Source organism: Gordonia aurantiaca (genome assembly GCF_039939235.1).
GTDB lineage: Bacteria > Actinomycetota > Actinomycetes > Mycobacteriales > Mycobacteriaceae > Gordonia.
Window position 1 is genome coordinate 55,904 of sequence record NZ_JBDUUF010000008.1, and the last position, 21,440, is coordinate 77,343.

Annotated in this window: 19 protein-coding genes; 5 read left to right on the top strand and 14 right to left on the bottom strand. The window is 69.4% G+C overall.

Translation table 11 applies throughout. The features are described 5' to 3' along the window. The first annotated feature begins 126 nt into the window (after positions 1–126). The 3 genes from ABFT43_RS15870 to ABFT43_RS15880 all read left to right on the top strand — a co-directional run bounded on the left by ABFT43_RS15870 (position 127) and on the right by ABFT43_RS15880 (position 3,582). Positions 127–1,647, top strand: a complete 1,521-nt coding sequence (locus ABFT43_RS15870) for a DHA2 family efflux MFS transporter permease subunit (RefSeq protein WP_347961297.1) — start codon at positions 127–129, stop codon at positions 1,645–1,647. Positions 1,648–1,898: 251 nt separating this feature from the next. Continuing rightward, positions 1,899–2,678: a dienelactone hydrolase family protein gene (locus ABFT43_RS15875; RefSeq protein WP_347961298.1), complete on the top strand. Its 780-nt coding sequence runs from the start codon at positions 1,899–1,901 to the stop codon at positions 2,676–2,678. 166 nt (positions 2,679–2,844) lie between these two features. Continuing rightward, positions 2,845–3,582 (top strand): metallophosphoesterase, encoded by a 738-nt coding sequence (locus ABFT43_RS15880; protein ID WP_347961299.1) that lies wholly within the window; start codon positions 2,845–2,847, stop codon positions 3,580–3,582. A 14-nt stretch (positions 3,583–3,596) separates the two neighbouring features. Here the strand turns inward: ABFT43_RS15880 and ABFT43_RS15885 are convergent, their stop codons facing one another. The 7 genes from ABFT43_RS15885 to ABFT43_RS15915 form a co-directional block, all read right to left on the bottom strand. Then, on the bottom strand, positions 3,597–4,652 hold the full coding sequence (locus tag ABFT43_RS15885) for a YdcF family protein (RefSeq protein ID WP_347961300.1): 1,056 nt from the start codon (positions 4,650–4,652) through the stop codon (positions 3,597–3,599). A gap of 76 nt (positions 4,653–4,728) precedes the next feature. Then, a complete protein-coding gene (locus ABFT43_RS15890; protein ID WP_347961301.1) occupies positions 4,729–5,193 on the bottom strand; it encodes a DoxX family protein in 465 nt (154 codons plus the stop codon). Between the two features lie 115 nt (positions 5,194–5,308). Beyond that, complete coding sequence (locus ABFT43_RS15895) at positions 5,309–5,725, bottom strand: nitroreductase family deazaflavin-dependent oxidoreductase (RefSeq protein WP_347961302.1); 417 nt, start codon at positions 5,723–5,725, stop codon at positions 5,309–5,311. Between the two features lie 165 nt (positions 5,726–5,890). After that, on the bottom strand, positions 5,891–7,423 hold the full coding sequence (locus tag ABFT43_RS15900; protein WP_347961303.1) for an NAD(P)(+) transhydrogenase (Re/Si-specific) subunit beta: 1,533 nt from the start codon (positions 7,421–7,423) through the stop codon (positions 5,891–5,893). Next, the gene (locus tag ABFT43_RS15905) at positions 7,420–7,725 is read right to left on the bottom strand and encodes an NAD(P) transhydrogenase subunit alpha (protein WP_006358004.1); all 306 of its coding nucleotides are present in this window, start codon (positions 7,723–7,725) and stop codon (positions 7,420–7,422) included. Before ABFT43_RS15905 ends, ABFT43_RS15900 begins: the two co-directional genes overlap by 4 nt. Continuing rightward, entirely contained in the window at positions 7,725–8,804 is a 1,080-nt protein-coding gene (locus ABFT43_RS15910; protein ID WP_347961304.1) for a Re/Si-specific NAD(P)(+) transhydrogenase subunit alpha, read from the bottom strand. The genes ABFT43_RS15905 and ABFT43_RS15910 overlap by 1 nt, the downstream gene beginning before the upstream one ends. 349 nt (positions 8,805–9,153) lie before the next feature. Next, the gene (locus tag ABFT43_RS15915; RefSeq protein ID WP_347961305.1) at positions 9,154–10,707 is read right to left on the bottom strand and encodes a molybdopterin-dependent oxidoreductase; all 1,554 of its coding nucleotides are present in this window, start codon (positions 10,705–10,707) and stop codon (positions 9,154–9,156) included. A gap of 170 nt (positions 10,708–10,877) precedes the next feature. Here ABFT43_RS15915 and ABFT43_RS15920 point away from each other — a divergent pair, with 170 nt between their 5' ends. Continuing rightward, entirely contained in the window at positions 10,878–12,350 is a 1,473-nt protein-coding gene (locus ABFT43_RS15920) for an FAD-binding protein (protein WP_347961306.1), read from the top strand. Between the two features lie 123 nt (positions 12,351–12,473). Here ABFT43_RS15920 and ABFT43_RS15925 read toward each other — a convergent pair whose 3' ends face one another. From ABFT43_RS15925 to nadB, 7 genes are all read right to left on the bottom strand, one after another. Next, the gene (locus tag ABFT43_RS15925) at positions 12,474–14,795 is read right to left on the bottom strand and encodes a heavy metal translocating P-type ATPase (protein ID WP_347961307.1); all 2,322 of its coding nucleotides are present in this window, start codon (positions 14,793–14,795) and stop codon (positions 12,474–12,476) included. After that, the gene (locus tag ABFT43_RS15930; RefSeq protein WP_347961308.1) at positions 14,795–15,034 is read right to left on the bottom strand and encodes a hypothetical protein; all 240 of its coding nucleotides are present in this window, start codon (positions 15,032–15,034) and stop codon (positions 14,795–14,797) included. The genes ABFT43_RS15925 and ABFT43_RS15930 overlap by 1 nt, the downstream gene beginning before the upstream one ends. 1 nt (position 15,035) lies before the next feature. After that, on the bottom strand, positions 15,036–15,242 hold the full coding sequence (locus ABFT43_RS15935; protein ID WP_347961309.1) for a heavy-metal-associated domain-containing protein: 207 nt from the start codon (positions 15,240–15,242) through the stop codon (positions 15,036–15,038). Between the two features lie 112 nt (positions 15,243–15,354). Continuing rightward, positions 15,355–15,648: a metal-sensitive transcriptional regulator gene (locus ABFT43_RS15940; RefSeq protein ID WP_347961310.1), complete on the bottom strand. Its 294-nt coding sequence runs from the start codon at positions 15,646–15,648 to the stop codon at positions 15,355–15,357. Between the two features lie 141 nt (positions 15,649–15,789). Further along, entirely contained in the window at positions 15,790–16,833 is a 1,044-nt protein-coding gene (locus tag ABFT43_RS15945) for a hypothetical protein (RefSeq protein WP_347961311.1), read from the bottom strand. A 164-nt stretch (positions 16,834–16,997) separates the two neighbouring features. Continuing rightward, positions 16,998–17,999 (bottom strand): alpha/beta fold hydrolase, encoded by a 1,002-nt coding sequence (locus ABFT43_RS15950; RefSeq protein ID WP_347961312.1) that lies wholly within the window; start codon positions 17,997–17,999, stop codon positions 16,998–17,000. Further along, complete coding sequence (gene nadB / locus ABFT43_RS15955) at positions 17,983–19,749, bottom strand: L-aspartate oxidase (RefSeq protein ID WP_347961491.1); 1,767 nt, start codon at positions 19,747–19,749, stop codon at positions 17,983–17,985. Before nadB ends, ABFT43_RS15950 begins: the two co-directional genes overlap by 17 nt. 170 nt (positions 19,750–19,919) lie before the next feature. Here nadB and ABFT43_RS15960 point away from each other — a divergent pair, with 170 nt between their 5' ends. Beyond that, positions 19,920–21,437, top strand: coding sequence for an FAD-dependent oxidoreductase (locus ABFT43_RS15960; RefSeq protein WP_347961313.1), 1,518 nt, complete (start codon positions 19,920–19,922; stop codon positions 21,435–21,437). The last annotated feature ends 3 nt before the right edge of the window (positions 21,438–21,440 follow it).

Consider the following 21,440-nt stretch of genomic DNA (forward strand, 5'->3'; position numbering starts at 1 on the left):
CAACCGCCCCCCTTACGGCCCGCGCTCCGCGCACAATGGTTCCGCCGCGCACAATGGGTCCGCACAGAATGGGAGGGGTGTGCGTGCAGACGCACGCACACGCCGTGGACGTCGAACGGGGTCGCCATGACGGGTTCCACCGGAGAGAGATCGGACAAGCTCGACCGCAGCGTCATCGTGACCGGCCTCGTGATCGTCTCGGGCATGGTCATGGTCGTCCTCGACACCACCATCGTCAACGTCGCGCTCGACTCGCTGAGCTCGGAACTCTCGTCGTCACTGTCCACCACACAGTGGGTGGTCACCGGGTATCTCCTGGCGGTCGCCCTCGTCATCCCGCTCACCGGATGGGCGATGGACCGCTTCGGGCCGAAACCGACCTGGCTGACCGCGGTGACACTGTTCGTCGCCGGCTCGGCCCTCTGCGCCGCGGCGTGGTCGATCGAGAGTCTCATCGGCTTCCGCATCCTGCAGGGACTCGGCGGCGGCATGCTCCTGCCCGCCGGGCAGGCCATCATCACCCGTGCTGCGGGTCCCGAACGTCTCGGCCGGGCGATGGCCATCCTCGGGGTCCCGATGCTCCTCGGGCCGGTGCTCGGCCCGGTGATCGGCGGCCTGCTCGTCGAGTACACGAGTTGGCACTGGATCTTCCTCGTCAACGTCCCCGTCGGCATCGTCGCCGTCGTGCTTGCAGCGTGGAAGCTCCCGCACGGCGACGCCGAACCCGAGCGCGACCGCCTCGACATGCTCGGGCTCGCACTCCTGTCGGGGAGTCTGGTGTGTCTGCTGTACGGCCTGTCCCGGGCGAGTTCGCACGGCGGGTTCGGCGAATGGGATGTGCTCGGCTGGCTCGTCGGCGGTGGGCTCGGCCTCGTCGTCTACACATGGCACAGCCTGCGCAGAGGTGCGGACTCGATCATCGACGTCCGACTGCTCACCGACAAGGTGTTCGCGGCCGGCACCGTCGCGGTGTTCCTGGTCGCGATCGGGTTGTTCGGCGGCATGCTGCTGCTTCCGCTGTACTACCAGACCGTCCGCGGCGAAGGCGCCCTCGCCGCCGGCCTTCTCCTCGCGCCCCAGGGACTCGGCGCGGTCGTCGCGATGGTGATCGCCGGACGGCTCACCGACCGCGTGGGCGCCGGATACGTCGTCCCCGTCGGCGTGGGCCTGGCGATGATCGGCACCTTTCCGTTCACCCACGTGGGGGTCGACAGCTCGTACCTCTGGCTCAGCGTCGCCCTGTTCGTCCGCGGCATGGGGCTTGGATCGGTGATGATGCCGACGATCTCCGCCGCGTACACCCATCTGGGCAGGGATGCCGTCACCCGCGCGGCACCCACGCTGTCGGCGATCCAGCAGGTCGGCGCATCCCTGGGCAGTGCCCTGATGGTGACGGCGTTGACCCAGCGTCTCTCCCACGAACTCGCGGCTCGGGATCTGCCCGCACCGGCCGGGGGCACCGACCGGATCGCGTCCGTCCCACCGCAGTCCATGCCCGTCATCGGACCATTGCTCGCCGACTCGTTCGGCCACGCCTTCTGGGTCGCGTTCGGGCTCACCGCGCTGATCTCCCTGCCCGCGTTCCTGCTCCCGCGCCGGCGGGCACACGACGCCGACGCCGCGCCGGCCCCGGCTGCCGGGATCTGAACGGCCACAACCCGGTACGGCCGGGCGCCGGCGTCGGGAGGCTCCTGGTATCAGGGGGCTTTCGGTATCAGGGGCTTTCGGTAACAGGGGGCTTTCGGTAACAGGGGGCTTTCGGTAACAGGGGGCTTTCGGTAACAGGGGGCTTTCGGTATCAATGGGGCGGGCCGTGCATGTCACCGATGACCAGTCGTGGGCGGGCCGCACAGCCGAGACCCGAACCGTGATCCAGACAGAGAACCGAGGAAGCCGACATGCAACCACCCGCGGTCCACGGCGAGACGATCACCATCCCGGCGGCCGACGGCGACACCGAGTGCTACGTCGCCCGTCCCGACCCCGCGACGGACGCGCCGCTGCCGGGGGTCCTGCTCATCTCCGACCTGATCGGCCTGCGGCCACGCATCCGGACGATGGCCGATCGCATCGCGTCGTGGGGCCACGTCGTCGCGGCGCCGCACCTGTTCTACCGTCACGGCCCGGCCGCGGACTGGGCCCCGCCGGAGGAGGACCTGGCCGACCCGGAGAAACTGCCGAGGTTCTTCGCCTCGGCGCTGCCGAAGGTCACGTCGTTGTCGCGCGACCGCGTCCGGGCCGACCTCGAGGCGTACGTCGACACTCTGAAGGGGCTTCCCGGGGTAGCCGACGGCCCGATCGGGGTGACCGGTTACTGCATGGGCGGCCGTTACGCGCTGGAGATCGCCGCCGCCCGCCCCGACGACGTCGCGGCCGTGGGTATGTTCCACACCGGTGGGCTCGTCACCGACTCGCCGGAGAGCCCACATCTGCACCTCGTCGGCATCCGCGCATTCGTGCTGGCCATCCACGCCGACAACGACCGATCACTCCCTCCCGAGGCGATCGCACGGTTCGAGCACGCGCTCACCTCGAGCGGGGTCGCCCACTCGACGACCGTCTACCCGGGCGCCGCGCACGGCTACGCGATGTCGGACGTCCCCGCCTATCACCACGAGGCGTGCGAGCACCACTTCGCCGAACTCGAGGCACTGTTCGCGCGAACACTACACGCCTGACCTGCGACGACCCCTCGGCGTCGCGGTGGGCGCGACACGACGCAGCGGGCTGAAACACAATGCCGGGATCGACGTGTGTTACGACTCCCCGGGACCCCGCAATGCACGATCCGGCGACCGCGAGGACTAGCCTCGTGGAAGTCAGTGACCTTGACAGGAGCCTTTCGTGTTCGTCGTCGCCCACATCAGCGACCTGCATTTCAACGGGACGCGGTTCAACCGGAGCCGCATCCAGTCGACGTTGAGCTACATCAACGCGCGTGCGGCGGGCATCGACGTCCTCCTGGTCACCGGTGACCTGGCCGACGAGGGCACGCCGAGCGAGTACCAGGAGGCCTACGGGGTCCTGGAGTCTCCGTTGCCGATGCTGATCACCGCCGGCAACCACGACGTCCGCGAACCGTTCAGCGCGACCCTGCTGGGCGCGGAGTCCTCGGGTCCGATCAATCAGGCCCGCAAGATCGGTGACGTGCTGTTCCTGGTGGTCGACAGCTCCATTCCGGGACGCAACGACGGCCACCTCGACGACGAGACGCTCTCTTGGATGTCCGAACAGATCGCCGGCGAGACACCGCAGACACCGGTCTTCGTCGCCTTCCACCACCCGCCGGTGGACCTGCACATGCCGTTCATGGACTCGATCCGGCAGACCGGCGAGGAACGCCTGGTCCGGCTGGTCGAGAAACACCCGAACATCGTCGCGTTCCTCTGCGGGCACGCGCACACCCCGGCGGTCACCCGGTTCGCCGACCGACCGCTGTGCGTCGCACCGGGTGTGGCGTCGACGCTGAACCTGCCGTTCGAAGGACGTGACGTCGTCAACCGGGGGCAACCGCCGGGCATCGCGTTCCACGTCTACGACCAGGGCCGCCTGGTCACGCATTACCGCTCGGTGATGTTCTAGTCCGTTTCCCGGACCTATTCGCCGCCCGTGCCGATCGCCGACGACCCGGCGTCCAGCAGTTGTTTGAGGACCTCCCCGCCGATGTCGGTGAGCAGTCCGGGCCCGGGATCGGGGAGGTTCTGCGGCAGCACGCCCGGCTGATGGGTCGCGGGGATGCGGGCCGCCCGCGTCGCCTCGAGCCGGATGCCGGCCTGCCGGCTCTTGCTCAGCGGGGTGCGGTACTTGTCGAGGTCCGTGGCGGTGGTGACCGTGCCGACGACCCGCAGTCCGGTGGCGCCGAAGTCGGCGGCGCCGCGTCGGATGTGATTGGGCGAGGTCACCAGCACGATGTCGCGAATACCTTTCGCGCGCAGTATCTCCGAGGTGTTCTGGGCGTTGGCGACGGTCGACCCGGACTTGTCCTCGGTGAGGATCCGGGAGGCATCGACGCCGTTGCCCACCAGCCAGTTCCGCATCGCGGCGGCCTCGGTGACGCCGTTCTTCGGCACACCGCCGGTGACCACGATCGGGACACCCGGCGTGATGTCGGCCTGCGCCTTGCCCGCCGACACCCGATTCACCAACTCGGGTGCCATCTTTCCGTCGGCGTTGAGGCCGAAGCCGAGGACGACGATCGCGACGCGGCCGGCAACGGGTTTCGGATCGGTGTCCGGGACGATCTGCGCGGCGGTCGCGACGCCGTCGATCACGTTGCGCGCCGTGGTCGCGAGGAACGAGTTCAAGACGCCGAGCCTCCTGAGCGCGGTCCGGCTCAACGACGCGTCATCGGCCTGGTCGGCCCAGATCGCCTGCAGGGCAAGTGCGTCGGTGTCCGCGGGCGCGAGCGTGAGGGCCTGCTGCAGGGCCGCGAGCCCTCCGGCGACGTCGCCGCTCGCGAATTTCGACTGGGCTTCGTTGTACAACCCCGCGGGATCGACGGCGTTCGCCGTCGTCACCACACTCGCACCGTCGGCGGGGAGTGACCCGATGGCCACACCACCGAGAGCCGCCACCGCGATGGTCGCGATGGCGGCAAGCTTCCTGCGCTTCACTCTGGTAACACCAGTCACTCGCGTAACGGTACGAGACATGCGCAACGACCCCGCACCTGTCCGATTCCAAGTCGATAACAGGGGCGGGGTCGCTCGACGGCCGGGTTCGCCCTGCTCAGCGCCGCAGGCCGGCCACCCGGAGCAGTTCCGGCCGGCGGAGCACCAACCCGACCCACATCAGCACACCGAGGTAGACGGCGAAGAGGATGCTGCCGAACAGCGGCGCCTCGATGCGCATGTTCGCGGTGACCGCGCCGCCGAGGTAGGCGGTGATGCCGAGTGCCCCTAGGACCGCGGTGCGCGGGATCGCGTACACGACCAGGCACGTCAGCAGCACCACGCCCATCACGACGGCCTGGTACTCGGGGAAACCGAGTTCGGCGGTGCCGTCGACGACCGCCTGCGGCCGCGTCAGCTTCCCGATGACGTCGAAGACGAGGAAGGCGCCGACGAGGACGCTGATGACGATCCCCGTTGTGCGGCGCAGGTTCCGACGAGGTGCCGAGGCGGCGCCCGTAGGTTCGGCGGCAGTCGTGGTGCTGCCTGCGGTGCTGTCTGCGGTGCTGTTCTCGAGTGCCATGATCGATCTCCTGTGACGAGTGGTCGGGGTGTCGTGCAGGGGTAGACACCGTCCGCGCGCAGAACTCATCGCCGGAGCGAGCCCGGTCCGCGGCACTCGTCCCGGGGCCGCGGACTCAAGCCGCCTGCAGCTTCACCACCGGGTACTCACGGGAGGCCTTCTTCTGGTACTTGGCGTAGCGGGGTTGCGCCGTCACGACCTTCTCCCACGCGGCCCGGCGTTCCTCGCCGGTCAGCACCGCAGGCTTCACCGGAACCGGTTGTTGCCCATGCCGTTCGATCTCCACCGACTCGGGATGAGCGGTCAGGTTCGCGTACCAGTCCGGGGTGCCCTTGCCGCCGCCGGAGGCGACGACCAGCCACCCGCCGTCGTGTGGGAACCAGCAGAGCGGGGTCTCCCGCGGCCTTCCCGACTTCCGCCCCTTGGTGCGCAGGATGACCATGTCCATCCCCCACATCGTCCCGCTCTTGGTGCGGATGCGTTCGACGGTGCGCTCGTTCACCTTTCGCTGGTACCACTTCCAGAACGACATGCTCACTCCTTCATCCGGTCCATCACCTTGCGTCGAGATCGACGCTAGCCGCGATCGCGCCCGCGGTGCTTCTCGATTCCTGATCGGTGTCGTCTCGCGAACACGAAAAAGCCTCCGGGGGCCCGCAGGTCGGGCACCACCGGAGGCTCTTCGGCTCGTCGTGTCCTAGAGCGCCTTGAGCTCTTCGATGACGGCGTCGACGCTCTGCTTGGCGTCGCCGAACAGCATCGAGGTTCCCTCGGCGTAGAACAGCGGGTTCTCGATACCGGCGTACCCGGAGCTCATCGACCGCTTGAGCACGATCACCGAGCGCGCCTCGTCGACGTTGAGGATCGGCATGCCGTGGATCGGGCTGGACGGATCGTTGCGGGCGGCGGGGTTGGTGACGTCGTTGGCGCCGATCACGATGGCGACATCGGTGCGGGCGAACTCGCCGTTGATGTCGTCCATCTCCTTCATGGCGTCGTATGCGACGTCGGCCTCGGCGAGCAGCACGTTCATGTGGCCGGGCATGCGACCGGCCACCGGGTGGATCGCGTACTTGACCTCGACGCCCTTGGCCTCGAGCAGGCTCGCCATCTCCTTGACGGCGTGCTGGGCCTGCGCGACGGCGAGACCGTAGCCGGGCACCACGATGACCTGGTTGGCGTACGCCATCTGGATCGCCGCATCGGCGGCCGAGGTCGCCTTGACCGTGCCGCCGGCACCGCCCGGACCACCCGCGGCAGCGGCGTCGCCGCCACCGAAGGAACCGAACACGATCGCCGGGATCGACCGGTTCATCGCCTTGGCCATCAGGTTGGTCAGGATCGACCCCGACGCACCCACGATCATGCCCGCCACGATCAACGCCGTGTTGTCCAACGCGATACCCGCGGCCGCCGCCGACAGGCCGGTCATCGCGTTGAGCAACGAGATCACCACCGGCATATCGGCGCCGCCGATCGGGAACACCACAAACAACCCCATCACCCCGGCGGCCACCAGCACACCGACCATCCACCACACGCTCGCACCGCCACCATCGGCAGCCTGCACACCCAAGAAGATCGCCAACCCCAACGCCACCGCCAGCAACACGATGTTGGCCACCTGGAACAGCTTCGCATTCGCGGTGAACGCCTTCTCCAAACCCTTCGGCATGATCTCCTGCAACTTGGCGAACGCCACCAGCGAACCCCAGAACGAGATCGAGCCGATGATCGCGGCGATCAGCGAGCCGATCACCAGCGGCGACGCGGGCTCGGTGTTGTGGAAGACCGAGTAGCCGGAGGTCTCGATGAACTCCGCCCACGCGATCAACGCGACCGTGCCACCACCCACACCGTTGAACAACGCCACCAACTGCGGCATCGCCGTCATCTTCGTCTTCAACGCCGGCGGGATGCCCAGCACGACGCCGAGCACGAGACCGATGACGATCAGGATCCAGTTGATCGCCGGGACGCCGACGGTCGAGTGACCGTCCTCGCCGACCGCACCGGAGTTCCAGATGTAGAGCAGCGTCGCCGCCACCGCCAGGCCCATGCCGGTCGCGGCGATCCAGTTGCCGCGCACCGCGGTCTTCGGGCCGGTCAGGCCCATCAGGCCGTAGATGAACAGCGAGAACGAAACGATGTAGAGCGCGGTGACCACATACCCGACGCCTTCGCTCGGGGTGTGCGCGTCCGCCGCCAGCAGCAGTTGCGAGCCGATCACTTGGCGGCCTCCTTCTTACCCTTGAACATGCCCAGCATGCGGTCGGTGACCGCGAAGCCACCGATCACGTTGAGCGTGCCGAACACCAGCGCGACGAACGCGATGATGCGCACGCCCCAGCCGGCGTCGGCGGGCAGCTTGCCCAGGACCACCAGCGCGCCGAGCACGACGATGCCGTGGATGGCGTTGGTGCCCGACATCAGCGGGGTGTGCAGGGTGTTGGGGACCTTCGAGATGACGGCGAAGCCGACGAACCCGGCGAGCACCAGGATCGCGAGATTCGCGAGCAGTCCGGAGTACATCAGGCCGCCTCCTCACGGGTGACACACGCGGCCGCGAGGACCTCGTCGTCGAAGTTCGGCGTCAGCGCGCCGTTCTCGTCGAGCATCAGCTCGAGCAGGGCCTGCAGGTTCTTCGAGTACAGCTCGCTGGCGTGCTCCGGCATGGTCGCCGGGAGGTTCAGCGGTGCCGTGATCGTCACGTCGTGACGGACGATCGTCTCGCCCGGCTCGGTCAGCTCGCAGTTGCCACCGGTCTCGCCGGCGAGGTCGACCACGACGCTGCCCGGCTTCATCCCCTCGACCGCTGCGGCGGTCACCAGACGCGGGGCGGGGCGACCCGGCACCAGCGCGGTCGTGATGACCACGTCAAAGCCCTTGATCGCATCCTCGAGCGCCTGCTGCTGCTTGGCGCGCTCCTCGTCGGTCAGCTCGCGGGCGTACCCGCCCTCGCCTGCGGCGTCGATCCCGAGATCGAGCCACTGCGCACCAACCGAACGAACCTGCTCGGCGACCTCCGGCCGCACGTCGTAACCGGTGGTCCGTCCGCCGAGACGCTTGGCCGTGGCCAGCGCCTGCAACCCGGCCACACCCACGCCCAGCACCAGGACCGTGGCCGGCTTCACCGTGCCGGCCGCCGTGGTCAGCATCGGGAAGAAACGCGTCGACAGATCTGCGGCGACGATCACCGCCTTGTATCCGGCGACATTGGCCTGCGAACTCAACGCGTCCATCACCTGGGCGCGCGAGATACGCGGGATCGCCTCGACCGCGTAGGCCTCGACCCCCGCCTTCTTCAGCGCATCGATCTTGTTGTCCGCATTGCGCGGGGCGAGGAAGCCGATGAGCTTCTGCCCGCTGCGCAGCTTGGCGATCTCCGCATCCGAGGGCGGCGACACGCGCAACACCACATCCGCGGAGTACGGATCCCCGATCGTCGCCCCGACCTCGGTGTATGCCTCGTCGGGGATCAGGGCGCCGAGTCCGGCCCCCGACTCCACCACGACGGGCACACCCTTGCCCACGAGCGAGGCGGCCACCTTCGGGACGAGCGCCACGCGGCGCTCCCCCGGGGCCGTCTCACGCACGACTCCCACTGTCATCTATCTCACCTTGTCCGGTGCGACGCTGCGCACAGCGTCGCGTTGTTTCGGCGCCGGTGTCGACGCTCGCGTTGTACAACGGCGTGACCTGCGTGCAAATCGTGCAGCTCCGCCATGTATCGGCGGTGCGGACGACCTGACGCAGGTCACGAATGCTCGGTTCCGACAGCGATGGCTGTCACCCGGCTCACATATAGGGTTGGAAGAACATAACACGTGGTGGAGGCCCGAACTGAACCGGAGTCAGAAACCTCACTCCGACCTTGACAAGCCATTGGTCATGAGATTTGCCGATACTCGGCGGTAATCGCGAAAACTACTGGCCGGTAACCGAATCCGTTGGAACAGATCACGTGATCGTGTACCTACGGCTGTCGAGCCCCGTCGCCCCGTCGGGAGCCGGGGACCGGTACCGCTCGATCTGCGGCCGGCCGTTCCGGTCGATCGCGCGACATTCGACCGTATGGTCGCCTTTGTCGGCCTTCCAGACGAACCACCACTGCCGCCAGGTGTCGGTGCCGTACTCCGTGGCGAGTTCGGCGGGCTGCCACGGGCCGCCGTCGATGCGCACCTCGACGCGCGCGATCCCGACGTGCTGTGCCCACGCGGTTCCTGCGATGACGACGTCGCCGGCGGGGTGCCTGCCGCGGGCCGGACGGTCGATCCGCGAGGACGACTTGATCGGGCCGAGCGCCGACCACCCGCGGCTCGTCCAGTACGCCTGTGCGTCGGCGAACCGGGCGATCTCCCAGTCGACGACCCACTTGGTCGCCGACACGTAGCCGTACAGTCCAGGGATCACCTGCCGGACCGGATAGCCGTGTTCGACGGGCAACGGGCTTCCGTTCATCCCGACCGCGAGCAGGGCGTCGCGGCCATCGGTGACCGCGGAAATCGGTGTGCCACAGTTCCATCCATCGATGCTGGTGGACAGCAGCATGTCCGCCCCGGGCCGTACGCCGGCGAGGTCGAGGACGTCGCGCATGGGCACGCCGAGCCAGCGGGCGTTGCCGATCAGGTTCCCGCCCACGTCGTTGGAGACACATGCGAGCGTCACGTAGTGCTCGACCATCGGCATGGCCAGGAGGTCGTCCCACGTGAGCGTGACCTCGCGGTCGACGTCGCCGTGTATCCGCAGGCGCCATTCGACGGTGGTCAACGTGGGCACCTGGAGGGCGGTATCGATGCGGTAAAAGGTGTCGTTGTCGGTGACGAAAGGCGTTGCGCCGTCGATGTTCACATCGGTCCCCGCAGGGATCGGCGGCGCGGGTCGCGCCGGCGGGGGCAGGATCAGGCGGGCCCGGTCGGCGAGCGTCTCGGCGGCGTCGGCGAGCATGCGGCGCCCGACGACACCGACGCCGACCGCGACGGCCGCGACGCCACCGGCGACGAGGAGGAACCGGCGCGACAACCGCGCAGCACTCGGGTCCGGCTCGTCCCCGGCCGCATCTTGAGTTCCGGTTCCCAACTGCGCGATCAGGATTCGGAGCACGGTGACGGCGACGACAGCAGCGACGACCGACGGCAGCGCATACGTCCACACCGCGCCGGGACGGTTCACGGCGGCGAGCACACCGACTCCGCCGAAGGTCGCGACGATCGCGGAACCGGCGGGCGGCCACCGTCGCTCCAGCGCGCCCGCCAGGGCGGCCAGGACAGCGACGACGATGCCCATCCCGACGAACAGCGCGACCTTGTCGACCACGCCGAAGGTCGCGATCGCCCACTCGCGGACGGCCTCGGGCGAATGGTCGACCACCGACGAACCGACCGCGAGGTACGGCGAGGCGTCCGGCGAGACCGGGACCGCCGCGATCTCCCCGGCCGCGAGCCCGCCGCCCACGGCGACGATCCCGGCGATCCAGGGGCCGGTCGGGTTCGGATGCGGGTTCGAGGAGGTCACACTTCTTGATACGCCGATCACGGGCGGGCGGGTGTGATCGCGGGTGAACGGCGTCCGATCGTCCGACGGCCGTTTGCCCGACGCAGCGTCGACGAACTCGGCAAAGCGGACCTCCCGGCTATCGGGAGAACACTAGAACAGGTTCTATTTCTTCCGCTAACCTGAGCGACATGGCTACCAGTACCGAGATCCCGGAGACCGTCGCCCTCGATTCGGTGACCGAGTTCTCCGACGAGGTCGACGTCGTCGTGATCGGGTTCGGCATCGCGGGCGGATGCGCGGCGGCGGAGGCCGCGGCTCACGGCGCACGGGTCCTGCTGCTCGAACGCGCGGCGGCGGCCGGCGGCACCACATCGTTGTCCGGCGGGTTCTTCTACCTCGGTGGCGGCACGCCGGTGCAGGAGGCGACGGGTCAGCACGACACCCCCGAGGAGATGGAGAAATACCTCACGGCGGTGTCGATCGATCCCGAGGTCGACAAGATCCACGCGTACTGCGTCGACAGCGTCGACCACTTCCACTGGCTCGAGGGTCTCGGTTTCGAGTTCGAGCGCAGCTTCTACCCGGAGAAGGCCGTCATCCAGCCCGGCACCGAGGGCCTGATGTACACCGGCAACGAGAAGGTGTGGCCGTTCAACACCATGGCGAAGCCGGCCCCGCGCGGCCACAAGGTGCCGGTGCCCGGCGAGACGGGCGGCGCGTCGCTGGTCATCGACCTGCTCGTGAAGCGACTCGACGAGCTCGGCGTGGAGGTCCGCTACGAGACGGGCGCGCGGCAGCTCGTCGTCGACTCCGACGGCGCGGTCGCCGGTGTCGCGTGGAAGTCCTCCGACGGCCAGGGCGTCATCCGCGCCAACTCGGTCATCATCGCCGCGGGCGGTTTCGTGATGAACCCGGACATGGTCGCCGAGTACACGCCGTACCTCGCCGAGAAGCCGTTCGTCCTGGGCAACACCTACGACGACGGTCTGGGCCTGCGGTTGGGTCGCTCGGTGGGCGCCGAACTGAAGTACATGGACAAGGCGTTCATCACCGCCCCGATCTACCCGCCGGCCAGCATGGTCATGGGTGTCATCGTCAACAAGTTCGGCGAGCGCTTCGTCACCGAGGACTCCTACCACGCCCGGACCTCCGGATTCATTCTCGAACAACCGGATTCGGTCGCCTACCTCATCGTCGACGAGGCACACATGAATCCCAACCAGAACTACCTCATCCCGCTGATCGACGGCTGGGAGACCATCGAGGAGATGGAGAAGGATCTGGGCATCCCGGAGGGCAACCTGCAGCGGACGATGGCCCGCTACAACGAGAACGCCGCCAAGAAGGAGGACCCTGACTTCCACAAGGCGGCCGAGTTCCTGGAACCCCAGGACACCGGCCCCTGGGCCGCCTACAACCTGTCACTCGGCAAGGCCATGTACGCGGGTTTCACCATGGGCGGCATGGCCACCTCGGTCGACGGCGAGGTGATCGACGAGTCCGGCAAGGTCATCAAGGGCCTCTACGCGGCCGGCGCCAGCGCGTCGAACATCGCGCAGGACTGCAAGGGATATTGCAGCGGAACGCAATTGGGTGAGGGATCATACTTCGGCCGACGCGCCGGACGCCACGCGGCCGCGCGCGTCAAGGCCGACGCCTGAACGACGCACTCGACGAGAACCGCCCCGAGTTCCGCCCTCCCGGCGGCACCGGCGACGTACTGTCGCGGGCACCCGGATGGAGGGTGGTTCTCCGGGGCGGTTTCGTGTCAGCGGTTCACGGCCTCACCGTTGCGGCCGGAATCGGCGCAGCCGCAGGCTGTTCCCGACGACGAACACCGACGACAGCGCCATCGCGGCGCCGGCGATCATCGGGTTCAGCATGCCGGCCGCCGCGAGCGGGATCGCCGCGACGTTGTACCCGAAGGCCCAGAACAGGTTTCCCTTGATGGTGCCGAGCGTGCGGCGGGCCAGGCGGATCGCGTCCGCGACGACCCGGAGGTCACCGCTCACGACGGTCAGGTCGCCGGCGGCCATCGCCACGTCGGTGCCGGTGCCCATCGCCAGACCGAGGTCGGCCTGTGCCAGCGCAGCGGCGTCGTTGATGCCGTCGCCGACCATGGCGACGACGTGGCCGCGGGACTGCAGCTCGGAGATCACCTCGAGCTTGCGCTGCGGGCTCACCCCGGCGATGACGTCGGAGATCCCGACCTCCTGCGCGACCGCCCGCGCCGCGCCCTCGTTGTCACCGGTGAGGAGCATCGGGGCGAGGCCGAGCCTCCGGAAATCTTCTATGGCCCGCGCCGAGGTCTCCTTGATCCGGTCCGCCACCGCGATGACCCCCACCGGGGCCGCGCCGACCGGAGCGTCCGTTCCGGCGAGAACGTCGACCTTGCCGACGAGGACGACGACCGCGGTGGCCCCACCCGACTCCGCCGTGGCGACCGCATCGGCGAGCACCTCGGGCAGGTCGGTCGCGACCTTCGACGGGGACAACACCGACACACGGAGATCGCCGACCGTTCCCGAGATCCCTGCGCCCTGGGTCGCGACGATGTCACGGCCCTTCTCCGGCAACGGGTTCGGTGCGGCGGCGACGATCGCGGCACCGATCGGGTGCTCCGATCCCGCCTCGACCGCGGCAGCCCAGGCCAAGACCTGCGCCTGGTCGTATCCGGGTGCAGCCGTCACCGAGGACAGGGACATCGCACCGGTCGTGACCGTTCCGGTCTTGTCGAGCACGATCGTGTCGACGCGCCGGGTCGATTCCAGGACCTCGGGCCCCTTCAGCAGGATGCCCAGCTGGGCGCCCCGTCCGGTGCCGACCATCAGCGCGGTCGGCGTCGCGAGACCCAGGGCGCACGGGCAGGCGATGATCAGGACGGCGACCGCAGCGGTGAACGCAAAGGTGACATCACCACCGGTGACCCCGCCCGCGGATCCCGAACCGAGCCAGAAGCCCAGTGTCGCAACGGCGATGGCGATCACCGTGGGCACGAAGACCGCGGAGATCCGGTCCGCGAGTCGCTGTGCGTCGGCCTTGCCCTCCTGCGCGGCGGCCACCATGCGCGCCATCTGGGCGAGCGCCGTGTCCGACCCGACGGCGGTCGCCCGGACGACGAGCAGTCCGCTGGTGTTGACCGTCGCACCGATGACGGAGTCGCCCACGGCCACCTCGACCGGGACCGATTCCCCGGACACCATCGACGCGTCGACCGCGGACGCCCCCTCGATCACCACACCGTCGGTGGCGATCTTCTCGCCGGGACGGACGACGAACTCGTCGCCGACGGCCAACCGGCCGATGGGTATTCGTGTCTCGACACCATTCCTCCGGACCGCCACATCCTTGGCCCCGAGGTCCATGAGCGCTCGCAGCGCATCTCCCGCACGCCGCTTGGCGCGCTTTTCGAAGAAGCGACCGGCGAGCAGGAAGGTCGTCACGCCGGCCGCGGCCTCGAGATAGATGTGGGACGCCCCGTCGGTGCGCTGCGGCAGCAGATCGAATCCGTGTGTGAGGCCCGGTGTTCCGGCGGTGCCGAGGAACAGCGCGTACAACGACCAGCCGAACGCGGCGAGCGTGCCGACCGACACGAGCGTGTCCATCGTGGTGGCGCCATGGCGGAGGTTGATCCACGCGGCCCGGTGGAAGGGATAGGCGCCCCAGACGACAACCGGCGCGGCGAGCGTCAGCGAGAGCCACTGCCAGTAGGTGAACTGCCACGCCGGGACCATCGCGAGGACGATGACCGGAACGCTGAGCACCGCCGACACGATGAGCCGCTGACGCAGGGCGTCGAGTTCGGGGTCGGAGGATTCGGCAGGGCCCTCCGCGTTCCCGTCACCTTGCTCATCGGGCTCGGTGCGGACCGGCGTCGCGTCGTAGCCCGCCGCCCTGATGACCTCGACGAGGTCGTCGGCGCCCACCTCTGCGGGTGCCTCGACGTGGGCGCGCTCGGTCGCGTAGTTGACCGTGGCGGTCACGCCGTCGAGCTTGTTCAGCTTGCGTTCGATGCGGTTGGCGCACGACGCGCAGGTCATGCCGGAGATGTCGAGGTCGACGAACTGCAGGCCGGCACCCGAGGACACCTCGGGGCTCGCGGACATCAGTGTTCACCTCCGTGCTGGTCGTGGGGGACGCTCGTGGCCTCGGTGCTCGTCTCCGGGGTGCTCGTCTCCGGGGTGCTCACCTCTGGAGCGCTCGTATCGATGACGCCGTGCGACGGCGCATCGTGGGTCACCGGGTCGGATTCGGGCCCCCAGGCGCGGCCCACGCCGAAGGCGATCACGAAGATCGCCACCAGCGCGAGCACGTACAACAACGGCGCCCTGGCCGGACCGGTCATGTCACGCCAGCGCATATCCCGCTTCGGTGACCGCCTTCTCGATCTCCGCCCGCGGGATCTCGCGGTCGGAGACGACCCGGACGGCACCGCTCTCGACGGTCACGTCGACACCGGTCACGCCGGCGATCTCGGAGATCTCCTCGCGGACCGACGCGGCGCAGTGACCGCAGGTCATGCCGGTGACGGTGTAGGTGCTGGTGGTGCTCATGGGTACTCCTCTGTTCTCGTCCGTCTCGGTTCGGATCTCGGCGCCGTCGTGTCGGCCGTAGTCGTGTCGGCCGCAGTGGTGTCGGCCGCAGTGGTGTCGACCGCCGGGTGCGTCAGGACTTCACGAGGCGGCTGATCGCGGCCATCGCCTCGTCGACCTTCTCCTGGCCGGCGGCGTCGCTCTCCTGCGCGGCATGCACGACGCAGTGCGCCAGGTGCTCTTCGAGCAGGCCGAGGCCGACCGCCTGCAGCGCCTTGGTCATCGCCGACACCTGGGTGAGGATGTCGATGCAGTACGAGTCCTCTTCGACCATCCGTTGCAGCCCGCGCGCCTGGCCTTCGATCCGGCGCAGCCGCTTCAGGTAATCGTCCTTGCGGCCTATGTAACCGTGCTGATGGTGCTCCATGTCCCTCCCGCCGTCCATATACCCCAGCGGGGTATGCGGCACCAGGTATACCACCACCTGGCCGCGCACACAACAGTACGGGTACCCCCTTACCGTATCTGGCAAGGAGGTGAGCACCCCGCCGGCGTCGGGATGGGGGGACTACGCGCGCAGCGCCGCGGCCAGCTTGGCCAGTGCTGCGGCGACCTCACCGAGCGCCTCGCTGATCGCCGCACGTCGAGCGGTATCCGGGAGTCCGGAATCGGTGCCCGGTTCCGCGGTGCCGATGGTTGGCCGGGAGACCGCCCCGGTCCCGCTCCCGGCGGACGGCACCTCCGGTGCCGAGTGGTGCCCGGGCGCATCCTGCGCCGTGTGCTGGCTTGGCGCCTCCGGCGCCGTGTGCTGGCTTGGCGCCTCCGGCGCCGTGTGCTGGCTTGGCGCCTCTGGCGCCGTGTGCTGTCCGGGAACATCGGACACCGCGTGCTGCGCCGCGCTCGCGGCGTCCGGGAGATCCGGCGGTTCCGGTGCGGCATGTCCGCCGCCGTGCCGGCCGGACGTCTCGCCGTCTGCGGTCTGCTCGACCCCGGCCACCTCGGGACGATGACGACGCCCCTGGTAGCCCTCGGTCGTCGGCGAACCGTCCGGCGCCGGCGCCTCGGCGTTGGAGGCACGACGACCACCCCGATAGACCGGCTCTGCCGCCTCCCGGGTCTCCGGGGCCGGAGGCACGGCCGGCGGGGCGGGCTGGTGGGAATCGGGAAGGCGATGCGACCCTGCGCGCTGCGGCGGGCCGGCGGGGCGGGTCGCAGGGGGTGTGGGGGGTACCTGCGTCGACGCGGCCGGAGCGGGCCGGTGCTGGTTGCCGGTCCCGGCGCCGGTCATGACCGACGGCGCATGGCCGTTCGACGGGGCGAAGAAGTGGGCGCCACCGTGACCGGCGAAGTACACGCACCGGTTGCCGTCCGGCGACGGCACCGCGCAGGGATTGCGTTCGATGAGGGACTGGGCCCGGTTGTCGAAGTCGTTCCATTCGAGCCAGAGGCGCCGGTCGTGCCGCGGTCGCGTGCTGGCGTCCGTGGCGTGATTGCCCCGGTGGCCGATCGGCAGGCGGCATTGCAGCAACCACTCGGAGTCCTCCGACAGTCCCAGCGCCGCGCGTTCGGTCGGCCGGCACACCACCGTCGACCAGCAGCCTTCGCCGTGCATTCGGACTCCCCTTCGTACTGCAGTGCTCCCACTGACTTCGCGCGCCGTTCAGCCACGCCAGGGCTTCTCTGTGTCTGAAGCATTCGTGCCGATCTCGGCGCGTCCCCCGGCACATACCGTGTCGGTCCCCCTCCGAACGCCGGCACTCTCGAAGATCCCGGGCGTCAGTCTACGAAGGAGTAGGGTCCGGTGCCACCCTCCTCGTCTCCGCGAGTCCGGGCGAGAAACGTCACGATGGTCTTGTTCACTTCCTCCGGACGGTCCAGGTGGAGGAAGTGCCCGGCGCGCGCGACCACGGCGGCCGCGCTGCCGGCCGGAAGCAGGTCGTGGACGTGGTCGGTGAGCCGCGACTGCATGCACCCGTCGTCGGCGCCGTGCAGATACAGGGTGCGGCAACGGGGTTCGCCCAGCCAGTCGTTACGGAAGGACCGGTAGCGGGGCGCGACGCGGGGCCGCAGCAGCGCCCGGTAGTAGCCGAGCGTCGCGCTGCGGTGGGCGGGCGTGGACATCGACGCGAGTGCGTGGTCGATGTCGAGTCGGTAGTCGGGGCGCGGGTCCCCGAGATGTCTCAATCTCCACCGCCGCCACAGCAGGGGGACCAGCCACGCCAGGACCCGTTCGGGTAGCCACGGCAGCTGGTTGAACCCGATGTACCAACTCATCACGGCCTGCCGCGCGACGAGTCGCACCGAACCCAGGCCGTCCAGGGCGGCACGACGGATCGCGGGGATCGGCGGCACCGCCATCGAGACGACCGCCGAGTACGGGTTGTCCTCTCGGTGCGCCAACGCGTTGGCGGTGAGCGCGCCCCAGTCGTGCCCGATCAGCACCGCGTCGGGACCGCCACCGAGGACACGGTGGATCTCCTTGGCGTCGTACGCGAGTGCCGCGACGTGAAAGTCCTTGTCGGCGGGGATGTCCGACGGGGCATAGCCCCGCGTGAACGGTGCGACGACGCGGTAGCCGGTGGCGGCGAGCTCCGGACCGAGGAACCGCCAGGTCCAGGCGGAGTCGGGAAAGCCGTGCAGGCACACCGCCAGGGGACCGTCGGCGGGTCCCCAGGTCAGCGCGTGCAGGGTGGTGTACCCGAGGTCGATGACCTCACGTCCCGGCACGGTGTCGAGGGGCGGGACGTCGGGGGTTTCTGGTTCAGGATGTAGGGACATTTGCGCCAAATGTAGCGTCCCCGCGCGAATGCGCGCACCGGCTTTCTCCGGCGAGCCGGTGACACGCGGACCGCACGGGTCGGACGAGCACGGGTTCCGCGGCGTGCACCAGGCCGTCGACGAGCCGGAATGCCTGCGACCGGCCGGTCTCTGCGGTCGCCGGGAAGTCGATGCGCACGTGGGAGCCCCGCGACTCGGTCCGGAGCCCGGCCGCGGCGATCACCGCCGACGCGGTCAGCGTCAGCGCTGCGTCCTCGACCTCGCGCACCGTCGACGGAACACGCCGCGGAGCCGACGCGAGGGCCTCTGCCGCAGCGGCGAGCCCCTCGGCGCAGCGTCGGAGGGCGACGTGTCGTGACATGGTGTCCTGCAACAGGTCTCGATCGAGGATCGGCACGGCGTCGGCGATGCCGGGTTCGGCGCCCGCCGTGGGTGTCGGCAGTTCGCGTCGCGCCACCGCGACCCGGGCGGCACGACGCCCCATCACGAGCCCCTCGAGCAGGCTGTTCGACGCGAGGCGGTTGGCGCCGTGTAGGCCGGTGCGCGCCACCTCGCCGGCGGCCAGCAGTCCGTCGACGGCCGTGCGGCCCTCGTCGTCGGTGACGACGCCGCCGCACAGGTAGTGGGCGCCGGGGACGACCGGGATGCGCTGGTCGGCGGGGTCCAGGCCGGCTGCGCGGACCCCGGCGCTGACGGTCGGGAAGCGCCGTTCGAAGTCGGCAACGGTCGAGGTGTCGAGGTAGACGCACGGATGTCCGCTCGCCTCGATCGCCGCCTCCACCGCGTCCGCGACGACGTCTCGCGGTGCGAGATCGCCCATCGGGTGCACACCTGCGGTGACACTGCGGTCGTGGACGTCGACGAGTCGACCGCCCTCCCCCCGGACCGCCTCGCTGATGAGGGTCCGACGACCACGCACGCCGGGCGTGTACAGCATGGTCGGGTGGAACTGGATGAACTCCAGGTCGGCGACGAGCGCGCCGGCGCGCAGCGCGAGCGCGATGCCGTCGCCGGTGGCCCCGGCCGGGTTCGTCGTCGCGGGGTAGAGGTGCCCTGCCCCACCGGTCGCGAGAAGGACGGTGGGGGCGGCCAGCATGCGCGTCCGGCCGTCACGCAGGTAGTCGACGCCGACCGCGCGACCGCCGGTGAGCCGGACCCGCGTGACGATCGTGTCGTCGAGGAACCGGATCGATCCGTCGTGCGGACCCGAGGCGAACCGCGTCACGGCGTCGTACAACGCACGCTGGATCGCCGCGCCGGTGGCATCGCCGCCGGCGTGGATGATGCGACGCACCGAGTGCCCGCCCTCGCGGGTGCGGAGCAGTTCGCCGGCGGCGTCTCGGTCGAAGTCCGCACCCCAGGCGATGAGCGCAGAGACCGCGGCCCAACCGTCGGCGAGGATCGGCCGTGACGCGAGTGCGTCGGTGAGCCCGGCGCCGGCGGCGAGGGTGTCGCCGAGGTGCAGGTCCACCGAGTCGGCGTCGTCGGCGCGCGCCACCCGACGCTCGGGCGTCACCACCGCGACACCGCCCTGGGCGTAGAACGTGCTGGTCGGCTGCTCACCGCGCTCGGGGACCCAGCGCGGCCCCTTGTTGATCACGACGACCGACAAACCGCTTTCGGCTGCGCTGAGTGCGGCCGTGAGTCCGGCGACCCCGGCCCCGACCACGATCAGGTCGGCACGGGAGGTCTCGGCACTCGCGAGCACGCCGGACTGCGGCGCGGACTCGGAGCGTCCGGGCAGGGCCATGGTCATCCGCCTCTCGTCGGTCACACCGTCGTCAACCACCGGCGAGGTGTTTTCGATTCTCAGTCGAAAACCTTACCCGGCAGCTCGGCCGCGTCGACAGTGCGCTCCACATCGAAGGCGCCGGATCGCGACATGTTTGGGCAGGTCGCATCGGGGCAACCCCGTGGTGCATGAAGACCCTATGGTTCGACCCTGCCTCCGATTCCGACCCCGGCGGTCTTCCCGACGTCCGTCCGGAGACGACCCCGTTCGGCACCGTCGAGGCCTATGACCAGGTCGTCGTCGGTGGCGGCATCACCGGGCTGACGACGGGGCTCCTGCTCGCCCGGGCCGGCCAGAAGGTCGCCGTCCTCGAGGCGCGCCACATCGGCGCGGCCGCCACCGGGCACACCACCGGCAAGTTGTCGCTGCTGCAGGGGACCCGGTTGTCGTCGATAGCGAGCCGTCACGGGAAGGGCGCGGTCGAGGACTACGTCATGGCCAATCGGGAGGGACAGGCCTGGTTGCGCCATTACCTCACCCATCGCGGACTGCAGGTCGACGAGCGCGCGGCCCTCACCTTCGCGGCCACCGCGCAGGGCGCGAAGAAGGTCGAGGAGGAGTTCGCGGCGAGCCGTCGGTTCGGCATCCCGGTGGAACACGTCGACTGTCCGGAGCTCCCCTTCGACGTCAAGACCGCCATCCGCCTCGACGGCCAGGCCCAGATCGATCCGATGGTGGTGCTGCGTGCACTCGCAGACGATCTGCGTGCTCATGGCGGACACCTCTACGAAGGCACCCGGGTGCAGGGCCTCCGTCACGGAACACCTCACACGCTGACGACCGATTCGGGTGAGGTACAGGCGAATTCGGTTGTACTCGCCACCGGTGTGCCATTCCTCGACCGCGCCGCCTTCTTCGCCCGTGTGCATCCGCAGCGGTCCTATGCGGCCGCGTTCACCGTCGACGAGGAGATCCCACGCGAGATGTACCTCGGCGCCGACACCCCGTCGGTGTCGTTGCGCACCGCGACCCACCCCGGCCACGACGGCGAGCTGCTGATGGTCGGCGGCTTCGGGCACGAGGTCGGACGGACCAGGTCCGAACGGCAGCACGCCCTCGACATGATCGAGTGGACGCAGAAGCACTTCCCCACCGCCCGTATGGTCGCGCGATGGTCCGCCCAGGACTACACCACCATCGACGAGCTGCCCTACGTCGGCGAGTTGTTGCCCTCGATGGAAAGCGTCCAGGTGGCAACGGGATTCGCCAAATGGGGGCTCACCAACGGTGTCGCCGCGGCGTTGTCGATGACCGGCCGCATCCTCGGCAAGGAACCGCCGTGGTCGAAGAGCCTGCGACCATGGCGCGCGTCCGAGGTGACCAGGGCGGGCTCGCTGATGTCGGCCGCCTCGGCCAATGCGCAGGTCGCCGCCTACATGGCGGGCGGCTATCTCGGCCTCCTCAAGCCCACAGACTCCTCTCCCGCCGAGGGTGACGGGAGCGTCGGGCATTCGGGCATCGCCCCGAAGGGCGTGTGCACGGTTGCCGGACAGACGCGCTCCGTCGCACCCCTGTGCACTCACCTGTACGGGGTGTTGCGTTGGAACGACGCCGAGCAGTCGTGGGATTGCCCGCTCCACGGTTCCCGGTTCAGCCACACCGGTGAGGTGCTGGAGGGACCCGCCACGCGAAACCTGCCGTCGTAGAGC